This is a genomic window from Mesorhizobium sp. KR2-14 (genome assembly GCF_040049255.1).
Lineage (GTDB): Bacteria > Pseudomonadota > Alphaproteobacteria > Rhizobiales > Rhizobiaceae > Pseudaminobacter.
Map to the genome: position 1 here is coordinate 82,605 of NZ_JBDZDR010000005.1, position 19,966 is coordinate 102,570.

Sequence of the window (19,966 nt, forward strand, 5' to 3'; positions counted from 1 at the left end):
ATGCCTGAACTGAACCCGAGGCTCTCCGACAAGAGCGCATTCCCCGATCCGGTCTACAAAGAGACGGTGCTTCGGCCGCTTTTCGACGGCGCCAAGAGCCACCATGTGGAGGGCTTCCGCGCCATCGACCGCGCCCATCTTGTGATGCTGGCCGAAACCGGCATCCTCGACGCCGGGCAGGCATCGGCGATTGCCGGAGCGCTTGAAGCAATCGACCGCGAGGTCGATCCATCAAAGCTCGAATATACCGGCGAGGTCGAGGACTTCTTTTTTCTCATCGAAAAGGAATTGAAAGCCCGATTGGGGCCTGATGTCGCCGGCCGCCTTCATACGGCGCGCTCGCGCAACGACATCGATCACACGCTGTTCAAGCTCGGTCTCAAGCAGCGCATAGACGCGCTGATGGTCAAGGCGCGGCACCTCCTCAACGCCATGATCGAGACTGCCGAGCGCGAGAAGGCGACGCTGGTTGTCGCCTATACCCACGGCCAGCCGGCGCAGCCATCGACCTTCGGCCACTATCTGTCAGCTGCCATTGAGGTACTCATCCGCGACATCGAACGCTTCGAAGAAGCCCGCAAGATCGTCGACCTGTCACCCATGGGCGCTGCCGCCATCACCACTTCGGGATTTCCGATCGACCGGGCGCGCGTCGCCGAATTGCTCGGATTTGCAGCACCGCTGCGCAACTCCTACAGCTGCATTGCCGCATCCGACTACATCACTTCGACCTATTCGGCGATCGAGCTGATGTTCCTGCATCTCGGCCGCCTCATCCAGGACTTCCAGTTCTGGACCGCCTTCGAGGTCGGCCAGATCTACGTGCCCAACGCCTTCGTCCAGATCTCCTCAATCATGCCGCAGAAGCGTAATCCTGTGCCGATCGAACACATGCGTCTGCTGGCTAGCCAGGCGATGGGCCGCGCCCGCACTGTGCTCAACGTCATCCACAACACGCCGTTCACCGACATGAACGACAGCGAGGGCGAAACCCAGTCGATGGGCTACGAGGCGTTCCTTGCTGCCGGCCGCGTGCTCGACCTGCTCGCCGCATTCGTCGCCGCGATCAGGATCGATCCTGAGCGTGTCGCTGACAACATCCGCCGCTCCTGCATAACCATCACCGAACTGGCGGACTCGCTCGTCCGCATCGAAGGCCTGTCGTTCCGCGAGGCGCACGAGATCGCGGCTATCGTCGCCAAGGCCGTCGTGGCTGCCGGCGGCGGGCTTGCCAATGACGGCTACGCACCGTTCCTGGAAGCCTTCAGGCATTCGACCGGGCGCGAGCCGTCCTTTGGACGTGACAAGTTCGAAGAGATCGTCTCCCCAGAGCATTTCGTCGCCGTGCGCGCCCGCTTCGGCGGACCCGCCCCGGAGCCATTGGCCGAGGCGCTGGGCATCTACAGGAACAAGGCGACGGCTTTCGAAGCCGTTGCAAACGACCATGTCGGGCACGAGGCGAAAGCCGCGAAGGAACTCGGCGAGAAATTCAAGGCGTTGGTGGAGGCGCGCTGATGGCGACGATCGAACTCGAAAAGCTGGTCAAGCGCTACGGCAAATTGGATGTGGTGCGCGGCATCGACCTGCAGATCGCCGACGGCGAATTTGTCGTGTTCGTCGGTCCCTCGGGCTGTGGCAAGTCGACGACCCTGCGCATGATCGCCGGCCTCGAGGATATTTCCGGCGGCCGGCTCAAAATCGGCGGCGAGGTGGTGAACGAGCGCGAGCCCAAGCAGCGCAACATTGCCATGGTGTTCCAGAACTACGCCATCTACCCGCATATGAGCGTGCGCCAGAATATCGGCTTCGGCCTCTACACCTCGAAGCTGTCGAAGGTCGAGAAGGACAAACGGATCGAGCAGGCAGCCCGTATCCTTGGCCTCGAAGCCTATCTCGAACGCCGTCCGGCGGCACTATCCGGTGGCCAGCGCCAGCGCGTCGCCATAGGCCGCGCCATGGTGCGCAATCCCTCGGCCTTCCTGTTCGACGAGCCGCTGTCCAACCTTGACGCGCAGCTGCGCTCACAGATGCGCATCGAGATCAAACGCCTGCACCAGCGGCTGAAGACCACGACGGTCTACGTTACCCATGACCAGGTCGAGGCCATGACCATGGCTGACCGCATCGTCGTCATGCGCGATGGCAACATCCTGCAGACTGGCACGCCGACCGATCTCTACGAGAACCCGGTCGACGTCTTCACCGCGCGCTTCATCGGCAGCCCGTCGATGAACCTGATGGCCGGCCGCAAGAATGGCCACGGCGTCGAGATTGGCAAGGGGGGCGACATCCTCGTCGGCATCCGCCCGCACAACCTGATCGCACTGGCCGAGGGCGAGAAGGGCGGCGACGGCCTGGTGCTGAACGGCACGGTGACTGCGGTCGAGCCGCTGGGACCAGAGACACTGGTGCATCTCGACATCGACGGCACATCAGTCATCGCCACGGCGCCGGCCAAGTTCATCCCGGCGGCAGGCACGGCGCTCAGCTGCCGCGCGGCGCCCGGCAGCCTCTACCTGTTCGACGCCAGGACCGAGAAAAGCCTGGGCCGTCAATGACTTCGGGAAATGCCACGCGCCGGGCGGTGCTCAGCATCGGCCGGATCTATTGCGATCTCATTTCACCGGCCTTGGCTCGCTGCCCGAGCCGGGCAGGGAGGTGTCTGCCCAGGGCATGAAGATGGCCGCCGGCGGCGGCGCCTTCATCGCGGCGGCGCACATGGCCAATGCTGACCGCGAGGTGGCGCTCGTCGCCCGCCTCGGCACCGATGCCCTGTCGGCTGGCATCGAGCCCGAGCTTCGGGCCAGCGGCGCCGACATGCGCTTCCTCGAGAAATCGGCGGGCGCCGGCCCTCAGGTGACCGTCGCCTCGGTGATCGGCAGTGATCGCGCCTTCCTGTCTCGCCGTGCCGGCTCGGTCTTGCCCGACACGCTCGAGGCAGCACTCGACTGGCAGGCGGCCGGCCACCTTCACATCGCCGAGTACGCCGCGTTGCACGAAATTCCCGATCTTGTGATGCGCGCCAAGGCAAGGGGGCTCACGATTTCGCTCGATCCGTGCTGGGACGAAACGCTGATCTACGAGGCCGACCTGCTCGACCGCTGTGCCGGTGTCGACGTCTTCTTGCCGAACATGGAAGAGGCGGTCGCGATCACCCGCGAGAACGACCCGGTTGCCGCCGTCGCCCTCCTCGCCGAGGCGTTCCCGGTCGTGGCGCTCAAGGCGGGCGGCGACGGTGCCTGGCTCAAGTCGGACGCACAAATCTTGCATCGCCGCGCCGAGAACGTGCCGGCCGTCGACACGACGGGTGCCGGCGATGCCTTCAACGCAGGCTTCATCGACGCTTGGCTGTCGGGCGAGAACGAAGAAGCCTGCCTCGCGGCCGGTATCCGTTATGGCGGCCTCGCGGTCCAGGCAGCCGGCGGCTCCGCGATCTTGCGCGGCGTGGCAGAAGGTGTGCATGCCAATGTGCCCACCAGTGCTTCGCATTGCGGGGCAGGCTTAGTAAGGTCGGATTGAGGCTTGAGGTGAGGCCGAGGTCCTTGATCTCATTCCCGTCGCCGGCGAGGATCGCCGGAAAGATTGACTTCAGTCCAGCAGTCAAGAGGGCCGCGGCGTGCCTGCCCCAATGCCAGTAGACCGTACTGGCCCGTGCCTCGCGGTATTCAGTCTGTTGAAACTTGCGCGAGGAGCTCCGCAAACACCTTCTTCGCCTTGCCCGGATGCTTTACAGCTTTTGCTTCTTCAAGATTGCCAGGGCTCCCGACGACAATCAGCGCCACCATTCCCATTCCGTAGTGTGGTGTGCACTTCACGCCATAGAGGCCTTCCTTATCTAGGGTTACGGTGATCTGCTCATTCATCTTACCCTTAAAGGCGTCGGCGCCCTCAGGGATCATTCCCTTGATGGATTCGGCGTCGTGGCCGTTGTCGGTCGGCAGGAAGGTGACTGTGTCGCCGGGTGCGGCCTGGATGAAGTCGGGCTGGAACACCATTGCTCCCTTTTCGCCCTTGTTGAGCATCTGGACCTGATGGTCCGCGGCCAGCGCGTTTCCGGCAAATAGCGCCATAAATGTCACCGCGACAATCCTACGTATCACTATTATTCTTCCTTCCAAGTCAGGGCTGGCTAGCCACGATTAGCTGGAGATGTCGCTTCTTGCGAGCCAGGGAATCGTATTTGGGTGGGATCTTGAAGGAGCGTCACCTGAAAGACAATCCTGCAAAAACTTGGCGTTCTTCATTTCCCCTGCATCACTCTCAGCCGCTGAACAGCGTGGCGGCTTACCGGGTCTATGGATCACAGGCAGCACGAATAACCATTGAGCCGCTCCGGCTTTCCCCGATTGCAGCCTGTATTAAGGTCTTATTGCCGGGGCTTCGATAGGCAACCCGCTTGCCCTGTCCATGAGATAGAGCTCCAACGCCACATACTCATCTGATCCCGCTGTAAACGGCGTGGCGCGCACCCCAGTCAGGCAATTGTTCAAGCGCCGTTGCAGTGAACCCATGCCCTCCCATTCGAGCCGGTATTGCGGATAACCTGTCGGGTGTGCTTGCGGGATAACGGCCGCAAGAAGACGTTCACCGGCATAATCATTGTGGCATTGCGAGCAAGACAGATTGAGCTGACCAAGGCGCTTCTGGAAGAGAGCAGCCCCTTGTTGCCGCCAAGGGCTAAGTCGCGGATCTGGATCAGGGGTAATGGGAAGGCCAGCCGACTGGCGAGCGACGAAAGCTGTCAGCGCCAGCAACTCCCGGCTTTCCCTTTCAAACGGCTCCACCCCCTGGTGCTGCGATTGGCACGACATGATGCGGCCAGTCAAATCCGTTATTCTGCCACTCTGTTCATCAAAGGCTGGATAGCGCGCGGCCACGCCTTGCATGCTGGCTGCATCGGCATGGCATGAGGCGCATGATTTACCCCCTTCGCCGACGGGTGCAGCCCATAGGCTTTCACCTTCACCCACCCAGAGCATTCCGGGGTTCTTGAACGGATCATCCTGCACCATCTGAAGCTCGGGGCTGAGTTCCTGATAGCCGGTTATACGCTCATCTGCCGCTGCTCCAGTCCCAGGCGTCAGGCTACTCAAAACCAGAAAGCCTAGCTTACGCAGCGCACGCATCATTCTACCGTGATTTCCCGGACTTCATGCGATTCATTGCCATCCATGTCGGTCCAAGTGAAAGCGACAGACCCGCTCTTAACCGCACGGAAGGTGAAGCCAAGGAAGGGATTGGCCGCAACTGCAGGAAAAAATTCCGCACGGAACACCAATTCATCGAGGTAGAGGCAGCGCACTTCAGTAATGATGTCGCGCGGGATTTTATTGCCATCAAAATCACCACGAAAACCGGACTCCATCGGGTGTGCCAGCAAGAGCTTGACCTCAACAATGTCACCGGGTTTAGCGGATTTTGGCAGGCCAATCATTGTTGCCATATCAATTCTCCACGCAGGCAGGGGCGGTGACGACCACATTGACTGCGGCAGATCTGAAGGTGCCGTCGCTCAGCCGGGCAATGGCGTGAACCTTCTGGGTGTCACTCAGGCGGATGCGTGTTTCGGCCTGTGCACGGCCGGATGCTGGCGTAAAGTGAAACCGGATGACATCGGGCAGAGGGTTTCGCTCGTTGAATATGGCGATCTCCGCGACATGATCCTCTGGCGTCATCGGGCTATCCACCGTCACTTTCAGCGGCACCGCATTTCCACTGGCCACGAGAAGCGGCAGTGTTAGTGTCACGAGCCCGGGCTCGATGGCAGCCCCTTTGCTCCAACTCGCTATGGCTGCCTGCATGGCGCCAGGCGTGGCCGAAGCAGGCATGAGCCGCACCATCAGCGGTGCTCCGATAGTCAGGGCAAGGGCTTGCCGGCGGCTCAAGCGGCTCATGGTTGGTCTCCGTTTAGGCTGGCGAGGAAAGTGGCTATGTCCTCGACCTCCTGTTCCGTCAAAATGCTGGTTTGCGCCCATCGTGGGCCGACCTGGTGAAGACCTTCCTGAGAGAGGAAAGGCGGCATGATCGTGTCCGGATTGAAGGCGCGATTGTCGATGATGCGTGCGCGAATTTCATCAATGCTAAGGCGGCTCCCCACATCGGACAGGTCGGGAGCAAGTGTTCCCATGAAGGGTATTTCGGGAAAAGGCCCCGAATGGCAAAGGACACACAGGCTTTCTTGTGGTTCGAGCATCAGCATACGTCCATGCTCCGCATTTCCGTCTGCCATTGCAGGCATAGCGCAAGCGAGCCAGCAAAAAAGTGCCCGAAACATTTCAGCCGAAAACCTCTCTGGTTATTGTCGCGTACCAGTTCCGCGCATAAGCCGCCTCTGCTACGCGTGTTTCACGCGGCGCCCCGAGCGGGCTGGTCCCACCAGAATCAGCCACTTCAGCCAATGTTTCGCCTTCAGGTTGGTAGACACCAGCAACGGTAAACCCGTAATCAGGTGCTGCCAGACTATAGCACGTATTGATCAGTTTCGGGCTTTGGGGCGTTTCACCCCGCAAGATCCGATCAATCGCCGCGGCCGCCACCTTGCCCTGCGCATTGGCAGAGAACGCCGATTTCGGCATCGCTCCGGCGAGACAGGCATCCCCCAGAACATGGATACCGGGCACGAGAGTCGACTCAAACGTTTCTGGATTGACTGGGCACCAGCCTGTCGCATCGGCCACGCCGGCTGCCGCAGCAATCGCCCCGGCTTTCTGTGGCGGGATGATATTGGCGACATCGGCATTGATTGTTGTAAAATCGGTTTTAAGCGCCTTGTCTTGCGCGTTGACCGAAATCACCCGTCCGCCCATTGACATCGGCACCCACTCTATCATGTCAGGATAGAGTGCGGCCCAGGCTTCCTCAAAGAGAGGGCGCTTGGAAAACGCGTCCTTGGAATCAAGGATCATCACTTTCGAGCGCGGCTTATGCTGGGTCAGGTAATGGGCAATCAGGCTTGCCCGCTCATACGGCCCGGGCGGGCAGCGAAATGGATTGTCCGGGGCGACGATGGCAACCACACCCCCATCTTCCATCGCTTCAAGCTGTGCCCACAAGAGCTCGGTTTGCGCCCCGGCTTTCCAAGCATGAGGCATGATTTGCGACGCCGCAAGATCATATCCGGGTAGCGCGTCGTAACGCATATCGATGCCCGGTGAGAGAACGAGGCGGTCATACGAGATCACGTCTCCTGAATTGAGAGTAAGTTTGCCGTCTTCCGCCCTTGCCGCCTCACCTTGAACAACAGTAACACCAGCGGCACCAAGGCTGTCATAACCGAAACTGATATCGTTGATCGTGGCAAACCCGCCGATAACAGTGTTGCTGAACGGGCAGGTGACGAAAAGATTTTCGCGCTCAACAAGGGTAACAGCATGACCGGCCTGTGCGAGGAAGCGCGCAGTCGTCGCGCCGCCAAAACCGCCGCCGACCACAGCAATCCGGCCTGCTGCATGCGCGTGGCGAGCGCGCGCCACGAAGGGAGCGGCGAGAGCTGCAACTCCGGCAATATTGATGAGATTTCGCCGCGTGATAACCATCACTTTTCGCTCCCTTTAAGCCATTCAGCGATTGCCGTTAGTTCGGCCTCGCTAAAGCCAGGAACAATACGACCCATGATTGTTCCATCTCGGGCACCGGAGCTGAATTCCGTCATGGCCTGGACAATATCTGCAGCAGAGAGACCGGCGAGCGACAATGGGCTGCCGGCCTGCGAACCGTGACAACCGCTGCATGATGCGGCACCTGCAGGGGCTTCTTGCGCCAGCCCCGTGGCAACAGGTGCCCCAGTCAAAAACATGATTAGGAAAAAAAACGTGACGCTACGATGCATCGCAACCTCCTGCGCCTCGTCGTCAATATCTGTATCTCGGCGGGTCGACAGCGGGCGGTTTGAAGCCGCCCGCTGCCATCAATCTATTAGGCACTCAGATCATGATTGGACAGCGGCAGTTGCCGGACCCGCTTGCCTGTGGCCGCAAAGATTGCATTAGTCACAGCTGGTGCGGCAACAAAGATCGTCGGCTCACCGACGCCACCCCAGAAACCGCCCGTCGGACGGAGCAAGCTTTCAACCTTTGGGAACTCATCCATCCGCATCGGCGGATAAGTATCGAAGTTCTGCTGCTGGACTCGGCCATCCTCAACCGTAATCTCGCCGTGAAGCGCAGCGCTCAAGCCAAAAGCAAACGAGCCCTCGATCTGTGCTTCAACCTGCTGCGGGTTCACCACATGTCCACAATCAGTTGAGGCGACAATCCGGTGGATCTTGAGGCTCCCGCGTTCATCGACCGACACTTCGGCAGCTGCTGCAACATAGCTGCCATAACCATGGTGCTGACAGATCCCGCGGAAAACACCTTCCGGTGCCGGCTTGTCCCAGCCAATACCTTCGGCCACAGCATCAAGAACGCGGAGATGCAGCGGATGATCCTTCAGCAATCCGCGGCGGAACTGATAGGGATCCTTTCCGGCTGCGTGCGCCATCTCATCGATGAAGGATTCCAGATAAAATGCGTTCTGGTTGTTGTTGACCCCGCGCCAGTAACCCGGGCGAAGTGGCGGCTGACGCAGCGCATGATCGATTAGAAGATTGGGTATCGTATAGCCGAATTCACCCTCCGTGCTCTTCTCGTTCAGACCCTGGAACACCATCGGGTCGCCTTTTTCGTCCATCGCATGTGGCATGAGCCCAGCACGGATTGACTGGCCGGAAATGCGCATATGCATTCCGGTGACATTGCCGTCGGCATCGAGTGCACCAACGAACCGCGCCTTGGTAATAGGGTGGAACGTGCCGTGGATCATATCCTCTTCACGCGTCCAGATCAGCTTGACCGGCGTGCCAGGCATCTCTTTTGCGAGAAGGACAGCCTGGCGGGCATATTCATGCGAACTGGCACGGCGCCCGAAACCACCACCGAGGTGAAGCCGGTGAACTTCGCATTTAAGGATGTCGAGGTCGGCAGCCTCGGCGGTAATGGCAAGCACGCCCTCTGGGTCCTGTGTTGCAACCCAAATCTCCGCGCTGTCTGCTGAGACAAGCGCTGTGGCGTTCATCGGCTCCATAGTGGCGTGATGCTGCCAGGGGAAGTAGTAGTCAGCCTCGACAACTTTCGCCGCCTCTGCGACTGCCTTCTTCACATCACCGCGTTGAGTGCCGATAAAAGCCTGGTCTGCACCCAGCCCCTCATCAAGACTGGCGTGAATGTCCGCCATGCCTAACGTTGCGTTCTCGCCCTCATCCCACTCTATGGGAAGTGCTTCGAGCGCGGTCTTGGCCCGCCAGAACGTGTCAGCAACGACAGCAACCGCGTAATCATCGAGCTGCACCACCTTTTTCACGCCGGGCATGCCCATGACAGCGTCGGCGTCAAAGCTTGCAACCGTTGCTCCGATAACCGGTGCCTGACGGATTGCAGCGCTGACCATGCCGGGCAGTTTTACATCGACGGCATAGATCTGGCTGCCATCAAGCTTGGCTTCCGTATCGAGCCGCTTGAGTGACTTGCCGGCAAGCGTCCAGTCCGCAGGGTCTTTGAGCTTGATCTCGGTCGGAACCTCTAGCTGAGCTGCCTCAAGCGCAAGGTCGCCATAGGTCAGCGTCGCGCCATCAGGGCCGGTCACAACGTTCTTGGCAGCCTTGACCGCGGACACGTCCACGCCCCAGCGGTTGGCGGCGGCCTGCATCAGCATCATGCGTGCCGCAGCCCCACCCTCGCGGACATATTGTTGCGAATTTCGGATGCCCTGGCTGCCATAGGTGCCAAAGTTACCCCACACGCGCTCGCGTCGGATGCTTTGACCCGGCGACGGGTATTCCCAGGTAACCTTGTCCCAATCGGCTTCCAGTTCCTCGGCGATCAGCTGGGCAAGGCCGGTCAGGGTACCCTGTCCCATTTCGCAGCGAGAGATGCGGACCAGGACCGTGTCGTCAGGATTCACCACGACCCAGGCGTTGAGTTCCTTAACATCGCTGGTGGCACCGGCCGCCTCTTCGGCGTTTGCGGGGACGCGGAAGCCGAGCGCCAGCGCGCCCGTCGCAGCCAGCGAGCTTGTCAGAAATACACGGCGAGAAAGAGTAAAGTGCTTGGTCATTGTCGCCTCCTTAAAGCAATTCAGCCGCGCGTTTGATACCCGCACGGATGCGGTTATAAGTGCCGCAGCGACAGATGTTTGACATCTCGGCGTCAATTTCCTCATCGGTCGGATTAGGATTGCTATCCAGCAATGCAACCGCAGCCATGATCTGGCCCGACTGGCAATAGCCACATTGCGGCACATCCAGCTCAAGCCAGGCCTTCTGGATAGCGTGCGAGCGATCGGGTGAGATTGCCTCGATCGTAACGATCTTTTCGGCTTCCGTCACGTCTGCGAGCGTAACCGAACAGGACCGCGTGGCTACGCCGTCGATATGCACTGTGCACGCGCCGCAGGCAGCGATACCGCAACCGAATTTCGTGCCGGTCAAGCCGGCCTGCTCACGAATGACCCATAGCAGCGGAGTCTCGGCTTCAGCGTCGATCTCGTGAATGGTGCCGTTTATATTCAGCCTTGCCAATGTTCTGTCCTCCATTAAGGGTAGTTGTTCGTGAGTTAATAACTGACTCTAGGACGAAGTGTTAAAATCGACTTTTGCAAAATCAGATTTTTCATCCCTGGGTCTACTCCACTACCATCAGCTTCGCCGCGATTTGCAGACGAGACACGAAAAAAGCTCGGCTACATGTGAGTTCTTGCCGAGGCACGACTTTGTGCCGGGGCAGGGTAGCCGGTTCATCGCCGAGCGGCCAGCAGCTTCTGCCGGAAGACTTCCGCCGGCGTTTGAAGCCGAGGCATTTGCGCGGCGTCGAGTTGAGATGCGCGCATAGCCGCTTGAGATCGTGCTCGTCGACCGACAAGGGGTCTGTGTCCCTCGAGAGCCACCTGCGGGCGCGGCGGTTGTTGGGGGGCCCGCGCCTCGATCAGCCTGTCCATGATCGGCTTTGACTGCCGATCATTGTTGCGCAAAAAGACCGTGAAGCGGCTGACGCGCTCAACCAGCGAGGTGACGTTGGCCTTGCCGAACTTCTTGCGGAACTGGATCAGGTCGCATTCCCAATGCCCAAGCTGCTGGCGCGCGCGAACAACGTCCGGCCGGTGCAAAATACTCAGTTCTGGGCTGAATCTGCGGGCATAGCGGCGCCTAGCATGGCGAGGCCGGCGACGGGCCGCCCGGCGATCTGTTCGGGCGACCAACCATGCTTGATCCGCTCGATGATCGCCGCGCGCAGTTTCGGATGCCGAACCAATTTGCGAAGGCGACCGCGCCGGTGCTTGGCCATCCCATTCGCTGCGACGCAGAAGTAACCAGCCAAGTCCGGCATCTGCGCGTCTTCGAACTTGTTCCTGCGCAGCTCGCGGAAGATCGATGAGCGATGCCGGCCAAGCTTCTCGGCGATCACCTCGACACTAACGCCGGCCTGACGCCAGCGGGCGATCTTGCGCCGCTCATCCAGACTGATTTGCGTGTAGGTGCGTTTCATCTGCGGTTCCTTGCCTGCGATAAGTCATTGATATCGCTGCGAAGTCGCCCTTCAAGGTAGAATCCACCCGGCAATACGCAATGGGGCGGCCATGTTGAAATGTCCGCCGGTGAGAAAAAATGAAATGTCATTTTCATCCGCCACACGGCACGACGACCAGCCCCGATCTGACCGGCTGGTCCGGGTTTGCAAGGCAGATCGGGGCGGGTGATCTCATTCCGCCGCATCGAGACGAGACAAAGCTTGTCCTCGTCGCGCGAGCACAACAGGATCGTTCACGAAATCCTTCCAACGCCCTGGCCCACGAGCACGCGGCACATACCCATTCTTCTCGCTGTTGGTCCTGACCTTCGGTGGCGGCAACTGCTGCTGTTGCTCCTTAATATACGCCAGAACATCAGAAAGTCGCTCCCGTGCCGCTGTTGGTGGCCGAACGCCATGGCGCTGCCTTCAGGACGTCACAGGGCCGGGGGCGTGTCCGCCCCGGCGAGCCCGGCTTTGGCGGCGCCGTCTGCCTGGCCCTGGTCGAGGGCGCAGGGGCGGCGCTGTGGTCCGCGGGCGACATCGCCCGGCGCGCGGAAAAACTTGTCGCGGTGGCGCCAAAGGTGCGCACCAAGGGCGCTGCCGCCGTCATCCAGAAACTGCTCGACGAGGACGCCGTGCCGGCCGCCGCGCCGGGCACGAACCTGTCGCGCTGGGCCGCGACCCCTGTTCGAGCGGCTGGAAGGGTTTGGCGCGGTGCGGGAGCTTGCGGGCCGCGCGTCGTTCCGGATTTACGGGTTGTGATGATGGCCGGACCCAACTCAGCCCAGGCGGCACGCAGCGACAAGGCAAAGTCCGAAGACGACGTATTGTTCGACCGCGAGCTGGAGGACCTACCGCCGGAACCGCGCTGGCGCGAATGGATGCTGCGCGCCGAGGCCGTCATCTTCGCCGCCGCCGAGCCGGTCACGCGCGAGACATTGGCGCGCGTGGTCGGCCGAAACTGCAGCATCGACCTCCTGATCGACGATCTCCGGGAAGAGCTGCGCGACCGGCCCTATGAGCTGGTTGCGGTCGCCGGCGGCTGGCAGCACCGAACCCGCCCCCGCTTCGCCGGCACCATCCGCGCCCACCCGCCACCGCCGCGCTCTCGGAGTTCGAGGCGATGGTGCTGATGGCCATTGCTCATTTCCAGCCGGTCACCCGCGGCGAGCTGTCGACGATCTTCGGCAGGGAGGTCAGCCGCGACACGGTCGGCGCGCTGCGCAGCGCCGGCTTCATCGCCTCGGGGCCAAGAAGCCCGACGCCCGGCGCGCCCTACAGCTACGTGACGACGAAGCAGTTCCTCGCCGCCTTCGGCCTCGAGACGCTGGGGATTTGCCTGACATGGAGGCGCTGGAGGGTGCCGGGCTGCTCAGGCAGCGCGCCATACAAGTGGATCACCTCGCCGAGGACGAGGATTAGGGTTGTTCGCCGTAAAGCAAAGAGCCATGCTCGCGTGGCTTAGGACGGTGGTGGGACGGTTGATGACTTCTTTTTGCCGAGCAGGACCACGGTTCGGCCCGATGAGCACGCGGCAGTGATGGCGGCCTGTCGATGAGTGGGCCGGCAATTTGGTCGCAAGAAGAATGGCACACAAGCGGGCATCGCGACAGCATCCGGCGCAAGACAGAATCCCAGAGTAGTATCTCGCGTTGGATAGGACCCGGAAAGCCGGACGAAACTCCCATCAGGATCGGCTCCCGGCAAGTCAGCCTCTCATCCGCCCGAGCGGATCTCCCGGCCTGAATGCGCCACAAGGACAATGGGTTCGGTGGTTTCAGGAGGAGAATTCCGGCATCATATGCGCACGGCCAGCGTGGGCACCGGCCAAGAAGGGCAAGATTTTGGCGCTATGCTGCGGCCTTGACCGCCACGCCCGCCATACCCGCACGTACCGATCAAACGCGACGGTCATCTCGCCTTCGTCGATCATGCCCTCTTGAAACTTGCGGGTCAAATACTTGGCTGCACCGCGCTCCAGCGCGGGGCTGTCTGTCGGCGTGAGAAGTTCGGGATGGGCGAGAACACGCTCGATCATCGCCATGTCACTGGATGTGAGATACTGCTGGTGACTGTCGGAACACATACGCAACTCTTCCGGTCTTTTGGCTGAATTCCCCCAAACATCGACAGCGCCTCATCGCGACCGCCGAGACTTGAAGTATGTATTGATGAATCTGCAACGTCTATCCCAATCTATGAGTCTGTACCGAGTGAGGGCTGGTCATTTCGGCGGTTGATGATGTTCCGATTCAAGCCTGCAACATCGACGAACCTGCCCCCAAGCGCAACAAGAACGCGGACCCGTGCGGTCTAGTTAGGCACTCGGGAAACTCAGAAAGCCGGAAGGCTACCACTGCCGTCCGCCATGAATTCGAGGTCGCCGTCAAAAGTTCGATTCTCGGCGTTTACGGAGGAGCGCGATGGCAACACCGTGCTCAATGGCGGCAGTCTCGATGATGTCCTGCAGTTCCCGGTCGGAGACCTCATTATGGCTCTAGGTGGTTATGGCTGTCTTGGCCTTATCGGCAGCAGCCGTGATCTCTCTGTAGTGTGGGACCCAATCTGGCGGAGGACCGCCAATGATCTTCATTTGAAATCCTTGCAGTCGATGTGATCGCGGTATAACATTTGTGCAACTCAGGCATGATCCCACCGCTCCACTCGATCATTTCCAGGCTCCACCTGAAACAGCTGCGGCTCTTAGTCGCGCTGGGCGAGCACGGCTCGCTCCTGAAGGCCTCGCAGCAGGTCGCGTTGACGCAACCGGGCGCGAGCAAGGCATTGCAGGAAATCGAGACGACCTTCGGCACGCCGCTGTTCGTTCGCACCAACCGGGGCCTGGAGCCCAATGCCGTCGGCCATTGCGTGATCCGCTATGCGCGCCTGATCCAGACGGATCTCGCGCACCTGCGCGACGAGATCGTTGGAATCATGCGTGGCCAGGGCGGGCGGGTGGCGGCCGGCGTCATCATGGGCGCGGTGCCGCTGCTCACCGATGCCATCTCCGCGCTCGTTGCGCGGCAGGCCGACTTGTCCGTCGAGATCGTCGAGGACACCAGCGCCGCCCTGCTGGCCCAGCTCGACGCCGGCCGGCTCGACCTGGCGATCTGCCGCACGACCATCAGCCAGGCGCCGCAGTTCTACGACAGCGTGAAGCTCCAGGATGAAACGCTCGCGGTGATCGCGAACGTCGGCCATCCGCTGCGGCACGCGAAGAAGCTCACCCTGCAGGAGCTGGCGCCATACCGATGGGTGGTATACCGCGCGAACATGCCGATGCGGCTCTTGCTCGAACGCGAATACCGCGATTGCGGGATCGAGTTCCCGGAGCACCTGCTCGAGACGACCTCCGCTTTTGCGACGCTGGCGCTGCTGCAGGCCAACCCGTCCTTCGTGGCCCTGGTGTCAATCGAAGTCGCGCAGTTCTTCGCGCACCGGCAGATGACGCGCATCCTGCCGCTGGCCCTGGCGTCGCGAAGCGAGGCCTATGAGCTCGTCACCCGCAAGGGGGCGCGGGTCGCGCCCGCCGCCAAACTGCTGATCGACGAATTGGTCCATCGCCAGTCCTGAGCATCAGGTCGGCGCGACCGCCGCTCAGCGCTGTATCCGCCAGGGCGTCGCCGTGGCCCTGAAATAAAAAGCATCGGAAGCGGCCCTGTGGCGGTGATCTCGGCCGGCTCGTGTGCTGTAACGAGCGCTCATTGCCGTGGCTCTCATCAACTACATCACCCAGATCCAGTTCGAGCTCGGCGCCATCAGCCTGCTCAGGCAGCAGTGCGAACGGGTCGGCATCCGCCGTCCGTTGATCGTGACGGACCGGGGCGTGCAGGCGACCGGCATATCGACACCGTCCTAGACGCGCTCGCGCACGCGGGCACCGTTGCCCTCTATGACGGCACTCCGCCGAACTCGAACGAGGCTGCCGTGCGCGAGGTGGTGCGCGCGTACAAGGAGGGCGATTGCGATGGCATCGTCGCAGTGGGCGGCGGCTCTGCGCGACACACGACGGCCCGCTGCAAAGCTTTGCCGTGATCGAAGGCGGGGCCGATCGCATCACTTCCCGCAGGGCCCCCGTAATCGCCGTCCCGACGACCGCCGGCACCGACAGCGAAGTGGGCCGGGGCGCGATCCTCATCCTCGACGATGGCCGCAAGGTCGGCGTGATCTCGCCCTTCGTCGTGCCCAAGGTCGCGATCTGCGACCCGGCACTGACCCTGGGCCTGCCGCCGGCGCTGACGGCGGCCACGGGGATGGATGCCATCGCACACTGCATCGAGACCTCCCTGTCGCCCGCCTTCAATTCGCCCGCGGACGGCATCGCGCTCGATGGGCTGCGGCGCGCCTAGCGCCACATTGAGCGCGCAACGCGCCAGCCGGCGACCGCGCCGCGCGGCTGAACATGATGAGCGCGTCGATGGAAGGCGCGCTGGCGTTCCAGAAGGGGCTCGGGTGCATGCACAGCCTGAGCCACTCGCTCGGCGGCATCGATCCGCGGCTGCATCACGGCAAGCTGAACGAGATCTTCCTGCCGGCCGTGATCCCATTCAATGAGGCGGCCGCGTCGGTGGGCGAGGAGGACAAGCTCGACCGCATGGCCAAGGCGATGGACCTGGCCAGCGGGGCCGAGGTGGGGCCGTCCGTGCGCGCCATGACCGAGTGGCTCGGCTTGCCGACGGGCTTGGCCCAACTGGGGCGTGACGCGCGCGATGTTCCACGACATCGTCCGGCGCGCCCTGAAGGCACAGCCATCGGATCAACCCGCGCGTTGCGTCCGACACCGATTACGAAGCGATGCTCGAAGCCAGCCTGCAGGAAGCATGATCGGCGGCGAGTGGGTCGAAGGCCCTCGTGTCTCGCGCAACATCAACCCCTCGGACACGCGCGACGTCATTGGCGAATTCGCGCAAGCCGACGCGGCCCAAGCCAGGCAGGCCATCGCCGCAGCCACCCAGGCCCAGTCCGCCTGGGGCCTGTCCACCCCGCAGCAGCGCTTCGACATCCTCGACGCCGGCGCCGAGATCCTGGCGCGCAAGGCCGAACTGGGCGACCTGCTCGCCCGCGAAGAAGGCAAGACCCTGCCCGAGGCCATCGGCGAGGTGGCACGGGCCGGCAACATCTTCAAGTTCTTTGACGGCGAAGCGTTGCGTGTCGGCGGCGACGTGGTGCCTTTCGTGCGCCCGGGCGTCGGCGTGGAGGTCACCCGCGAGCCCGTAGGCGTTGTGGGCCTGATCGCGCCTTGGAACTTCCCCATCGCGATCCCCGCCTGGAAGATCGCCCCGGCCCTGGCCTGCGGCAACGCCATGGTAGTCAGCCGGCCGATCTCGTGCCCGGCAGCGCCTGGTCCATCGCCGACATCCTGCACCGCGCGGGCCTGCCAGCGGGAGTGTTCAACCTGGTGATGGGCCGCGGCCCCGAAGTGTGTCAGGTGCTGCTGGACTACAAACGCGTCAACGCGATCAGCTTCACCGGCTCTGTAGCCACCGGCCAGCGCATCTCGCAGGCCTGTGTCGCGCGCATGGCCAAGTTCTAGCTGGAGATGGGCGGCAAGAATCCGATGGTGGTGCTCGACGACGCCGACCTGGACGTCGCGGTGAACCCGGCGCTGAACAGCGGCTTCTTCTCCACCGGACAGCGCTGCACGGCCTCCTCGCGGCTGATCGTCACCGAAGGCATCCACGACCGCTTCATCGCTGCGATGGCGGAAAAGATGAAGGCGCTGAAGGTCGACGACGCGCGCAAGAAGGGCACCGACATCGGTCCCGTGGTCGACGATAAGCAGCTCGCGCAGAACCTCCAGTACGTCGCGATCGCCACGGCCGAAAGCGCCAAGCTGGTGGCGGGCGGCGAGACGATCGACAGAAATGGCGACGGCGCGCCCGGCTACTACATGCGTCCCGCCCTGTTCCCAGAGACGACGGCGGCGATGCGCACCAACCGCGAGGAGGTGTTCGGCCCCGTGGTGAGCGTCATCCGCGCGAAGAACTACGAGGAGGCACTGGCCTTGGCCAACGACTCCGAGCCGCGGTCTCTCCGCGGCATTGCCACGACCGCCCTCAAGTACGCGACGCATTTCAAGCGCCACGTGCAGGCCGGCATGGTGATGGTGAACCTGCCGACCGCGGGCGTGGACCACCACGTGCCCTTCGACGGCCGCAAAGGCTCCAGCTACGGGCCGCGCGAGCAGGGCCGCTACGCCGCGGAGTTCTACACGACGGTCAAGACGGCATATACGGCCGCCTGATCTGCGCCGCGCGCAGTAGCGGCACAAAAGCACCCTTCGCGCCCGACAAGGCGCCCTTGGTGTCCGTGCCCGTGAACTCTACCGGCCTCCAGGGCGAGCAGCCGCCGCTCGCCCAGCTCACGGTCGGCATCGTTGGTGAATGCCGCCAGGGTGGCGTCCAGGGTTTCCGGGCCCACTAGGCGGTTGCCCTGCGGGTCCTCGCCCTCGCGGTGGCCGGACCACTCAGGGATACGAGAACCTGATGTCGCCGATAGAAGCGGTCGGAGTGGGCGCACTAGCAGCTACTCGGCTGCGTGCTTAGGTGACGCGCAATCATGACCGTGTGATTGGGCGACGCTGATGGCCGTCCCCATGCCGCCGTACTGGTCCGAGCAACAGATAGTCCCGCCAGACCCAGAGGCCTGGCGGGACTATTGTTGAGAGCTGTAGTCCTGCTAAGCCGGACGGAGGACTGCGTGCCTTGCTGCGATGATGCCCTGAGTGAGAGCTCGGGCGTTCCCGTGCTGACTGAATCCGCCAGCAGCTTCGCCGGCGGCGTAGAGGCCGGGAATTACTTGACCGGCATAGTCGAGGACCTGGCTGTTGGCGTTGATGCGCAGGCCGGACCGGGCGTCGTGGAGCACCGGCGTCGACCAGGCGGCATAGAAGGGCCCTCTTTGGATCTTGTATTGGGGCCTAGGTTTGGCGAAGTCGGAGTCGACACCCGAGTCAACAAAGCTGTTGTACCGCGCTACCGTCTCGACCAGGTTGCTTGGCGGCATGGGAACCCGCTGATGCGGCATGACAATCTTCTGTGCGAGTTCCTCCAGCGTGTTTGCCTGGAAGAAGAATCCGTCAGGATCAACGAAGGGCGGCGCCACAGTCCATCTCTGCCGGGTCACGGCATCTGCATCGAAGATGGCCCAGATCGGGCCGCCGCCATTGCGGCCGTCGCCGATTCCCGCCATAGCGGCGTTAATCCAGTTTTGTGGGTTCCATGTGATATTCTTGGCGTTCAGGTAGCTGCCCTGAGTGTACGGGTTGACCGAGTTAGCGCTGTTCGTCGGGAATTGACCTCCCGTTTCGTCGAAGAAGCGCTTCCCGATCATGTTTACATGGATAACGTTCTGGTTGTTGACGTTGGCTAACCCCGAAGCTTTCGCAAGGTGGAAGACAGGGCTCTGGGGTCCCCACTGCAAGAACGAGTAGTTGTACCGAGTTCCGATGGCGGTTGGCTTGGTGATGTTAGTGCCGAACTCTCCGGTCTGGTTGTACGTGCCCGCAAGGGACGCTCCGACATTCAGCCCGGCGATGATGCCGCTGGCGTCCTGGAAAGAATAGGGCTCGCCAGCGACGCCGCAGTACTCCGCGGTGAGCCGTGGATCGAACTGTCGGCGGTATTCCACATTCCCGTTGCCACCGCCGCTCGCGATGATTACGCCCTTGCGTGCCTGAATGTTAACGGTCCGGCCTTGATGGGACGCTATGACCGCCGTCACGCCCTTTTGCATCCGGTGCAGCGACACCAAACTGTGACTGAGCAGGATGCTCACGCCACGCGCCCTTGCTGCGGCCTCCAGGGGACGTATGAAGCCGGGCCCTTGAGACGTCGTCGCCCGCTGGTTCTCGGCTACCTGCAAGCCGGTCCGGACCGATACGTAGTCCATGATCGCTGTATGCATCATGCGGTTGACGGAATTTCCGACTTCATTGCCGCCGACGTTGTCGACGGTGTTTCTCGTCCACCTGACGCCATGGCGGACCAGGAAGTGGTAAAGGTCGACGTTGACGTCGGCAAACGCCCGGATGAGCTCGCGATCGTTATAGCGGTAGCTCGTAGCGCCGTTCGCCAGGGTGACGGACCAGTCAGTAAGGTCCCTATACAGGAGATCTGGCGAGTCCACGACGCCGGCCGCCAACTGGGCAGGGGTTCCGCCTCCAATGGGAATGTTACCTGAGCTGACGATGCCGCGTCCGCCAATGTGCGGCTGAGCCTCGAGGACAATGACCGACGCGCCTGCCTCTGCGGCGGCCACTGCGGCGCCGAGGCCCGCCGAGCCGCAACCCACAACGACGATATCGGCTACGCGCGGGTCCGCATTGGCAATGCTCGGCTGCAAAATGCTGCTGGCCAGCCCTGCGGCGGCGATTCCGGCACCTGCCTTCAACAATGAGCGTCGGCTGACTGTCATTACGTTCT

The 19,966-nt window shown here is 62.1% G+C and carries 17 protein-coding genes and 7 pseudogenes; 11 read left to right on the plus strand and 13 right to left on the minus strand.

The genetic code is table 11. From position 1 onward, the window contains the following. The 3 genes and pseudogenes from argH (at window position 1) to ABLE86_RS14700 (ending at window position 3,519) form a co-directional block, all read left to right on the plus strand. Window positions 1-1,515, plus strand: a complete 1,515-nt coding sequence (gene argH, locus ABLE86_RS14690; protein ID WP_348779708.1) for an argininosuccinate lyase — start codon at window positions 1-3, stop codon at window positions 1,513-1,515. Beyond that, window positions 1,515-2,558, plus strand: a complete 1,044-nt coding sequence (ugpC, locus tag ABLE86_RS14695) for a sn-glycerol-3-phosphate ABC transporter ATP-binding protein UgpC (protein WP_348779709.1) — start codon at window positions 1,515-1,517, stop codon at window positions 2,556-2,558. Before argH ends, ugpC begins: the two co-directional genes overlap by 1 nt. Beyond that, a pseudogene (locus ABLE86_RS14700) lies at window positions 2,555-3,519 on the plus strand (PfkB family carbohydrate kinase). The gene ugpC and the pseudogene ABLE86_RS14700 overlap by 4 nt, the downstream one beginning before the upstream one ends. A gap of 146 nt (window positions 3,520-3,665) precedes the next feature. Here ABLE86_RS14700 and ABLE86_RS14705 read toward each other — a convergent pair. The 11 genes and pseudogenes from ABLE86_RS14705 to ABLE86_RS14755 all read right to left on the minus strand — a co-directional run. Next, window positions 3,666-4,070 carry a pseudoazurin gene (locus ABLE86_RS14705; RefSeq protein WP_348779921.1) on the minus strand — a complete coding sequence of 135 codons (405 nt, stop codon included), beginning with the start codon at window positions 4,068-4,070 and terminating at the stop codon, window positions 3,666-3,668. 288 nt (window positions 4,071-4,358) lie between these two features. Further along, window positions 4,359-5,129, minus strand: coding sequence for a sulfur oxidation c-type cytochrome SoxA (gene soxA / locus ABLE86_RS14710; RefSeq protein ID WP_348779710.1), 771 nt, complete (start codon window positions 5,127-5,129; stop codon window positions 4,359-4,361). Then, window positions 5,126-5,443: a thiosulfate oxidation carrier complex protein SoxZ gene (gene soxZ / locus ABLE86_RS14715; protein ID WP_348779711.1), complete on the minus strand. Its 318-nt coding sequence runs from the start codon at window positions 5,441-5,443 to the stop codon at window positions 5,126-5,128. Before soxZ ends, soxA begins: the two co-directional genes overlap by 4 nt. Before the next feature lies 1 nt (window position 5,444). Further along, window positions 5,445-5,894, minus strand: a complete 450-nt coding sequence (locus ABLE86_RS14720; RefSeq protein ID WP_348779712.1) for a thiosulfate oxidation carrier protein SoxY — start codon at window positions 5,892-5,894, stop codon at window positions 5,445-5,447. Further along, window positions 5,891-6,199, minus strand: a complete 309-nt coding sequence (gene soxX, locus ABLE86_RS14725; protein ID WP_348779713.1) for a sulfur oxidation c-type cytochrome SoxX — start codon at window positions 6,197-6,199, stop codon at window positions 5,891-5,893. Before soxX ends, ABLE86_RS14720 begins: the two co-directional genes overlap by 4 nt. 76 nt (window positions 6,200-6,275) lie before the next feature. Continuing rightward, window positions 6,276-7,535, minus strand: a complete 1,260-nt coding sequence (locus tag ABLE86_RS14730) for an FAD-dependent oxidoreductase (RefSeq protein WP_348779922.1) — start codon at window positions 7,533-7,535, stop codon at window positions 6,276-6,278. Continuing rightward, complete coding sequence (locus ABLE86_RS14735) at window positions 7,535-7,828, minus strand: cytochrome C (protein WP_348779714.1); 294 nt, start codon at window positions 7,826-7,828, stop codon at window positions 7,535-7,537. The genes ABLE86_RS14730 and ABLE86_RS14735 overlap by 1 nt, the downstream gene beginning before the upstream one ends. A gap of 86 nt (window positions 7,829-7,914) precedes the next feature. Beyond that, on the minus strand, window positions 7,915-10,092 hold the full coding sequence (locus ABLE86_RS14740) for a molybdopterin cofactor-binding domain-containing protein (RefSeq protein ID WP_348779715.1): 2,178 nt from the start codon (window positions 10,090-10,092) through the stop codon (window positions 7,915-7,917). Between the two features lie 10 nt (window positions 10,093-10,102). Then, window positions 10,103-10,555, minus strand: coding sequence for a (2Fe-2S)-binding protein (locus ABLE86_RS14745; RefSeq protein ID WP_348779716.1), 453 nt, complete (start codon window positions 10,553-10,555; stop codon window positions 10,103-10,105). A gap of 215 nt (window positions 10,556-10,770) precedes the next feature. Next, window positions 10,771-11,519: pseudogene (locus ABLE86_RS14750) on the minus strand (helix-turn-helix domain-containing protein). 213 nt (window positions 11,520-11,732) lie between these two features. Beyond that, window positions 11,733-11,930: pseudogene (locus ABLE86_RS14755) on the minus strand (ISNCY family transposase); the annotation flags it as partial. A gap of 2 nt (window positions 11,931-11,932) precedes the next feature. On the opposite strand from ABLE86_RS14755, the pseudogene ABLE86_RS14760 reads away from it, so the two are divergent. Further along, a pseudogene (locus tag ABLE86_RS14760) lies at window positions 11,933-12,305 on the plus strand (DUF1403 family protein); the annotation flags it as partial. Window positions 12,306-12,307: 2 nt separating this feature from the next. Beyond that, window positions 12,308-12,965, plus strand: a pseudogene (locus ABLE86_RS14765) (SMC-Scp complex subunit ScpB). Between the two features lie 355 nt (window positions 12,966-13,320). Here the strand turns inward: ABLE86_RS14765 and ABLE86_RS14770 are convergent. Next, a complete protein-coding gene (locus ABLE86_RS14770) occupies window positions 13,321-13,629 on the minus strand; it encodes a hypothetical protein (protein ID WP_348779717.1) in 309 nt (102 codons plus the stop codon). Between the two features lie 560 nt (window positions 13,630-14,189). Here ABLE86_RS14770 and ABLE86_RS14775 point away from each other — a divergent pair. The 6 genes and pseudogenes from ABLE86_RS14775 (at window position 14,190) to ABLE86_RS14800 (ending at window position 17,787) form a co-directional block, all read left to right on the plus strand. Further along, window positions 14,190-15,116, plus strand: a complete 927-nt coding sequence (locus tag ABLE86_RS14775; protein WP_348779718.1) for a LysR family transcriptional regulator — start codon at window positions 14,190-14,192, stop codon at window positions 15,114-15,116. Window positions 15,117-15,252: 136 nt separating this feature from the next. Beyond that, window positions 15,253-15,402, plus strand: a complete 150-nt coding sequence (locus ABLE86_RS14780) for a hypothetical protein (protein WP_348779933.1) — start codon at window positions 15,253-15,255, stop codon at window positions 15,400-15,402. Continuing rightward, window positions 15,387-15,578 carry an iron-containing alcohol dehydrogenase gene (locus ABLE86_RS14785; RefSeq protein WP_348779923.1) on the plus strand — a complete coding sequence of 64 codons (192 nt, stop codon included), beginning with the start codon at window positions 15,387-15,389 and terminating at the stop codon, window positions 15,576-15,578. Before ABLE86_RS14780 ends, ABLE86_RS14785 begins: the two co-directional genes overlap by 16 nt. Next, window positions 15,506-15,892: an iron-containing alcohol dehydrogenase gene (locus tag ABLE86_RS14790; RefSeq protein WP_348779719.1), complete on the plus strand. Its 387-nt coding sequence runs from the start codon at window positions 15,506-15,508 to the stop codon at window positions 15,890-15,892. The genes ABLE86_RS14785 and ABLE86_RS14790 overlap by 73 nt, the downstream gene beginning before the upstream one ends. Before the next feature lie 68 nt (window positions 15,893-15,960). Next, a pseudogene (locus ABLE86_RS14795) lies at window positions 15,961-16,203 on the plus strand (iron-containing alcohol dehydrogenase); the annotation flags it as partial. 160 nt (window positions 16,204-16,363) lie between these two features. Beyond that, window positions 16,364-17,787 (plus strand): annotated as a pseudogene (locus tag ABLE86_RS14800) (aldehyde dehydrogenase family protein). A gap of 434 nt (window positions 17,788-18,221) precedes the next feature. Here ABLE86_RS14800 and ABLE86_RS14805 read toward each other — a convergent pair. Then, complete coding sequence (locus ABLE86_RS14805; RefSeq protein WP_348779720.1) at window positions 18,222-19,958, minus strand: FAD-dependent oxidoreductase; 1,737 nt, start codon at window positions 19,956-19,958, stop codon at window positions 18,222-18,224. Between the last annotated feature and the right edge of the window lie 8 nt (window positions 19,959-19,966).

Coding starts and splice junctions, on each gene's coding strand:
- argH (WP_348779708.1), top strand. CDS start 1: ATGCCTGAACTGAACCCGAGGCTCTCCGACAAGAGCGCATTCCCCGAT.
- ugpC (WP_348779709.1), top strand. CDS start 1,515: ATGGCGACGATCGAACTCGAAAAGCTGGTCAAGCGCTACGGCAAATTG.
- ABLE86_RS14705 (WP_348779921.1), bottom strand. CDS start 4,070: ATGGCGCTATTTGCCGGAAACGCGCTGGCCGCGGACCATCAGGTCCAG.
- soxA (WP_348779710.1), bottom strand. CDS start 5,129: ATGATGCGTGCGCTGCGTAAGCTAGGCTTTCTGGTTTTGAGTAGCCTG.
- soxZ (WP_348779711.1), bottom strand. CDS start 5,443: ATGGCAACAATGATTGGCCTGCCAAAATCCGCTAAACCCGGTGACATT.
- ABLE86_RS14720 (WP_348779712.1), bottom strand. CDS start 5,894: ATGAGCCGCTTGAGCCGCCGGCAAGCCCTTGCCCTGACTATCGGAGCA.
- soxX (WP_348779713.1), bottom strand. CDS start 6,199: ATGCTGATGCTCGAACCACAAGAAAGCCTGTGTGTCCTTTGCCATTCG.
- ABLE86_RS14730 (WP_348779922.1), bottom strand. CDS start 7,535: ATGGTTATCACGCGGCGAAATCTCATCAATATTGCCGGAGTTGCAGCT.
- ABLE86_RS14735 (WP_348779714.1), bottom strand. CDS start 7,828: ATGCATCGTAGCGTCACGTTTTTTTTCCTAATCATGTTTTTGACTGGG.
- ABLE86_RS14740 (WP_348779715.1), bottom strand. CDS start 10,092: ATGACCAAGCACTTTACTCTTTCTCGCCGTGTATTTCTGACAAGCTCG.
- ABLE86_RS14770 (WP_348779717.1), bottom strand. CDS start 13,629: ATGTGTTCCGACAGTCACCAGCAGTATCTCACATCCAGTGACATGGCG.
- ABLE86_RS14775 (WP_348779718.1), top strand. CDS start 14,190: ATGATCCCACCGCTCCACTCGATCATTTCCAGGCTCCACCTGAAACAG.
- ABLE86_RS14805 (WP_348779720.1), bottom strand. CDS start 19,958: ATGACAGTCAGCCGACGCTCATTGTTGAAGGCAGGTGCCGGAATCGCC.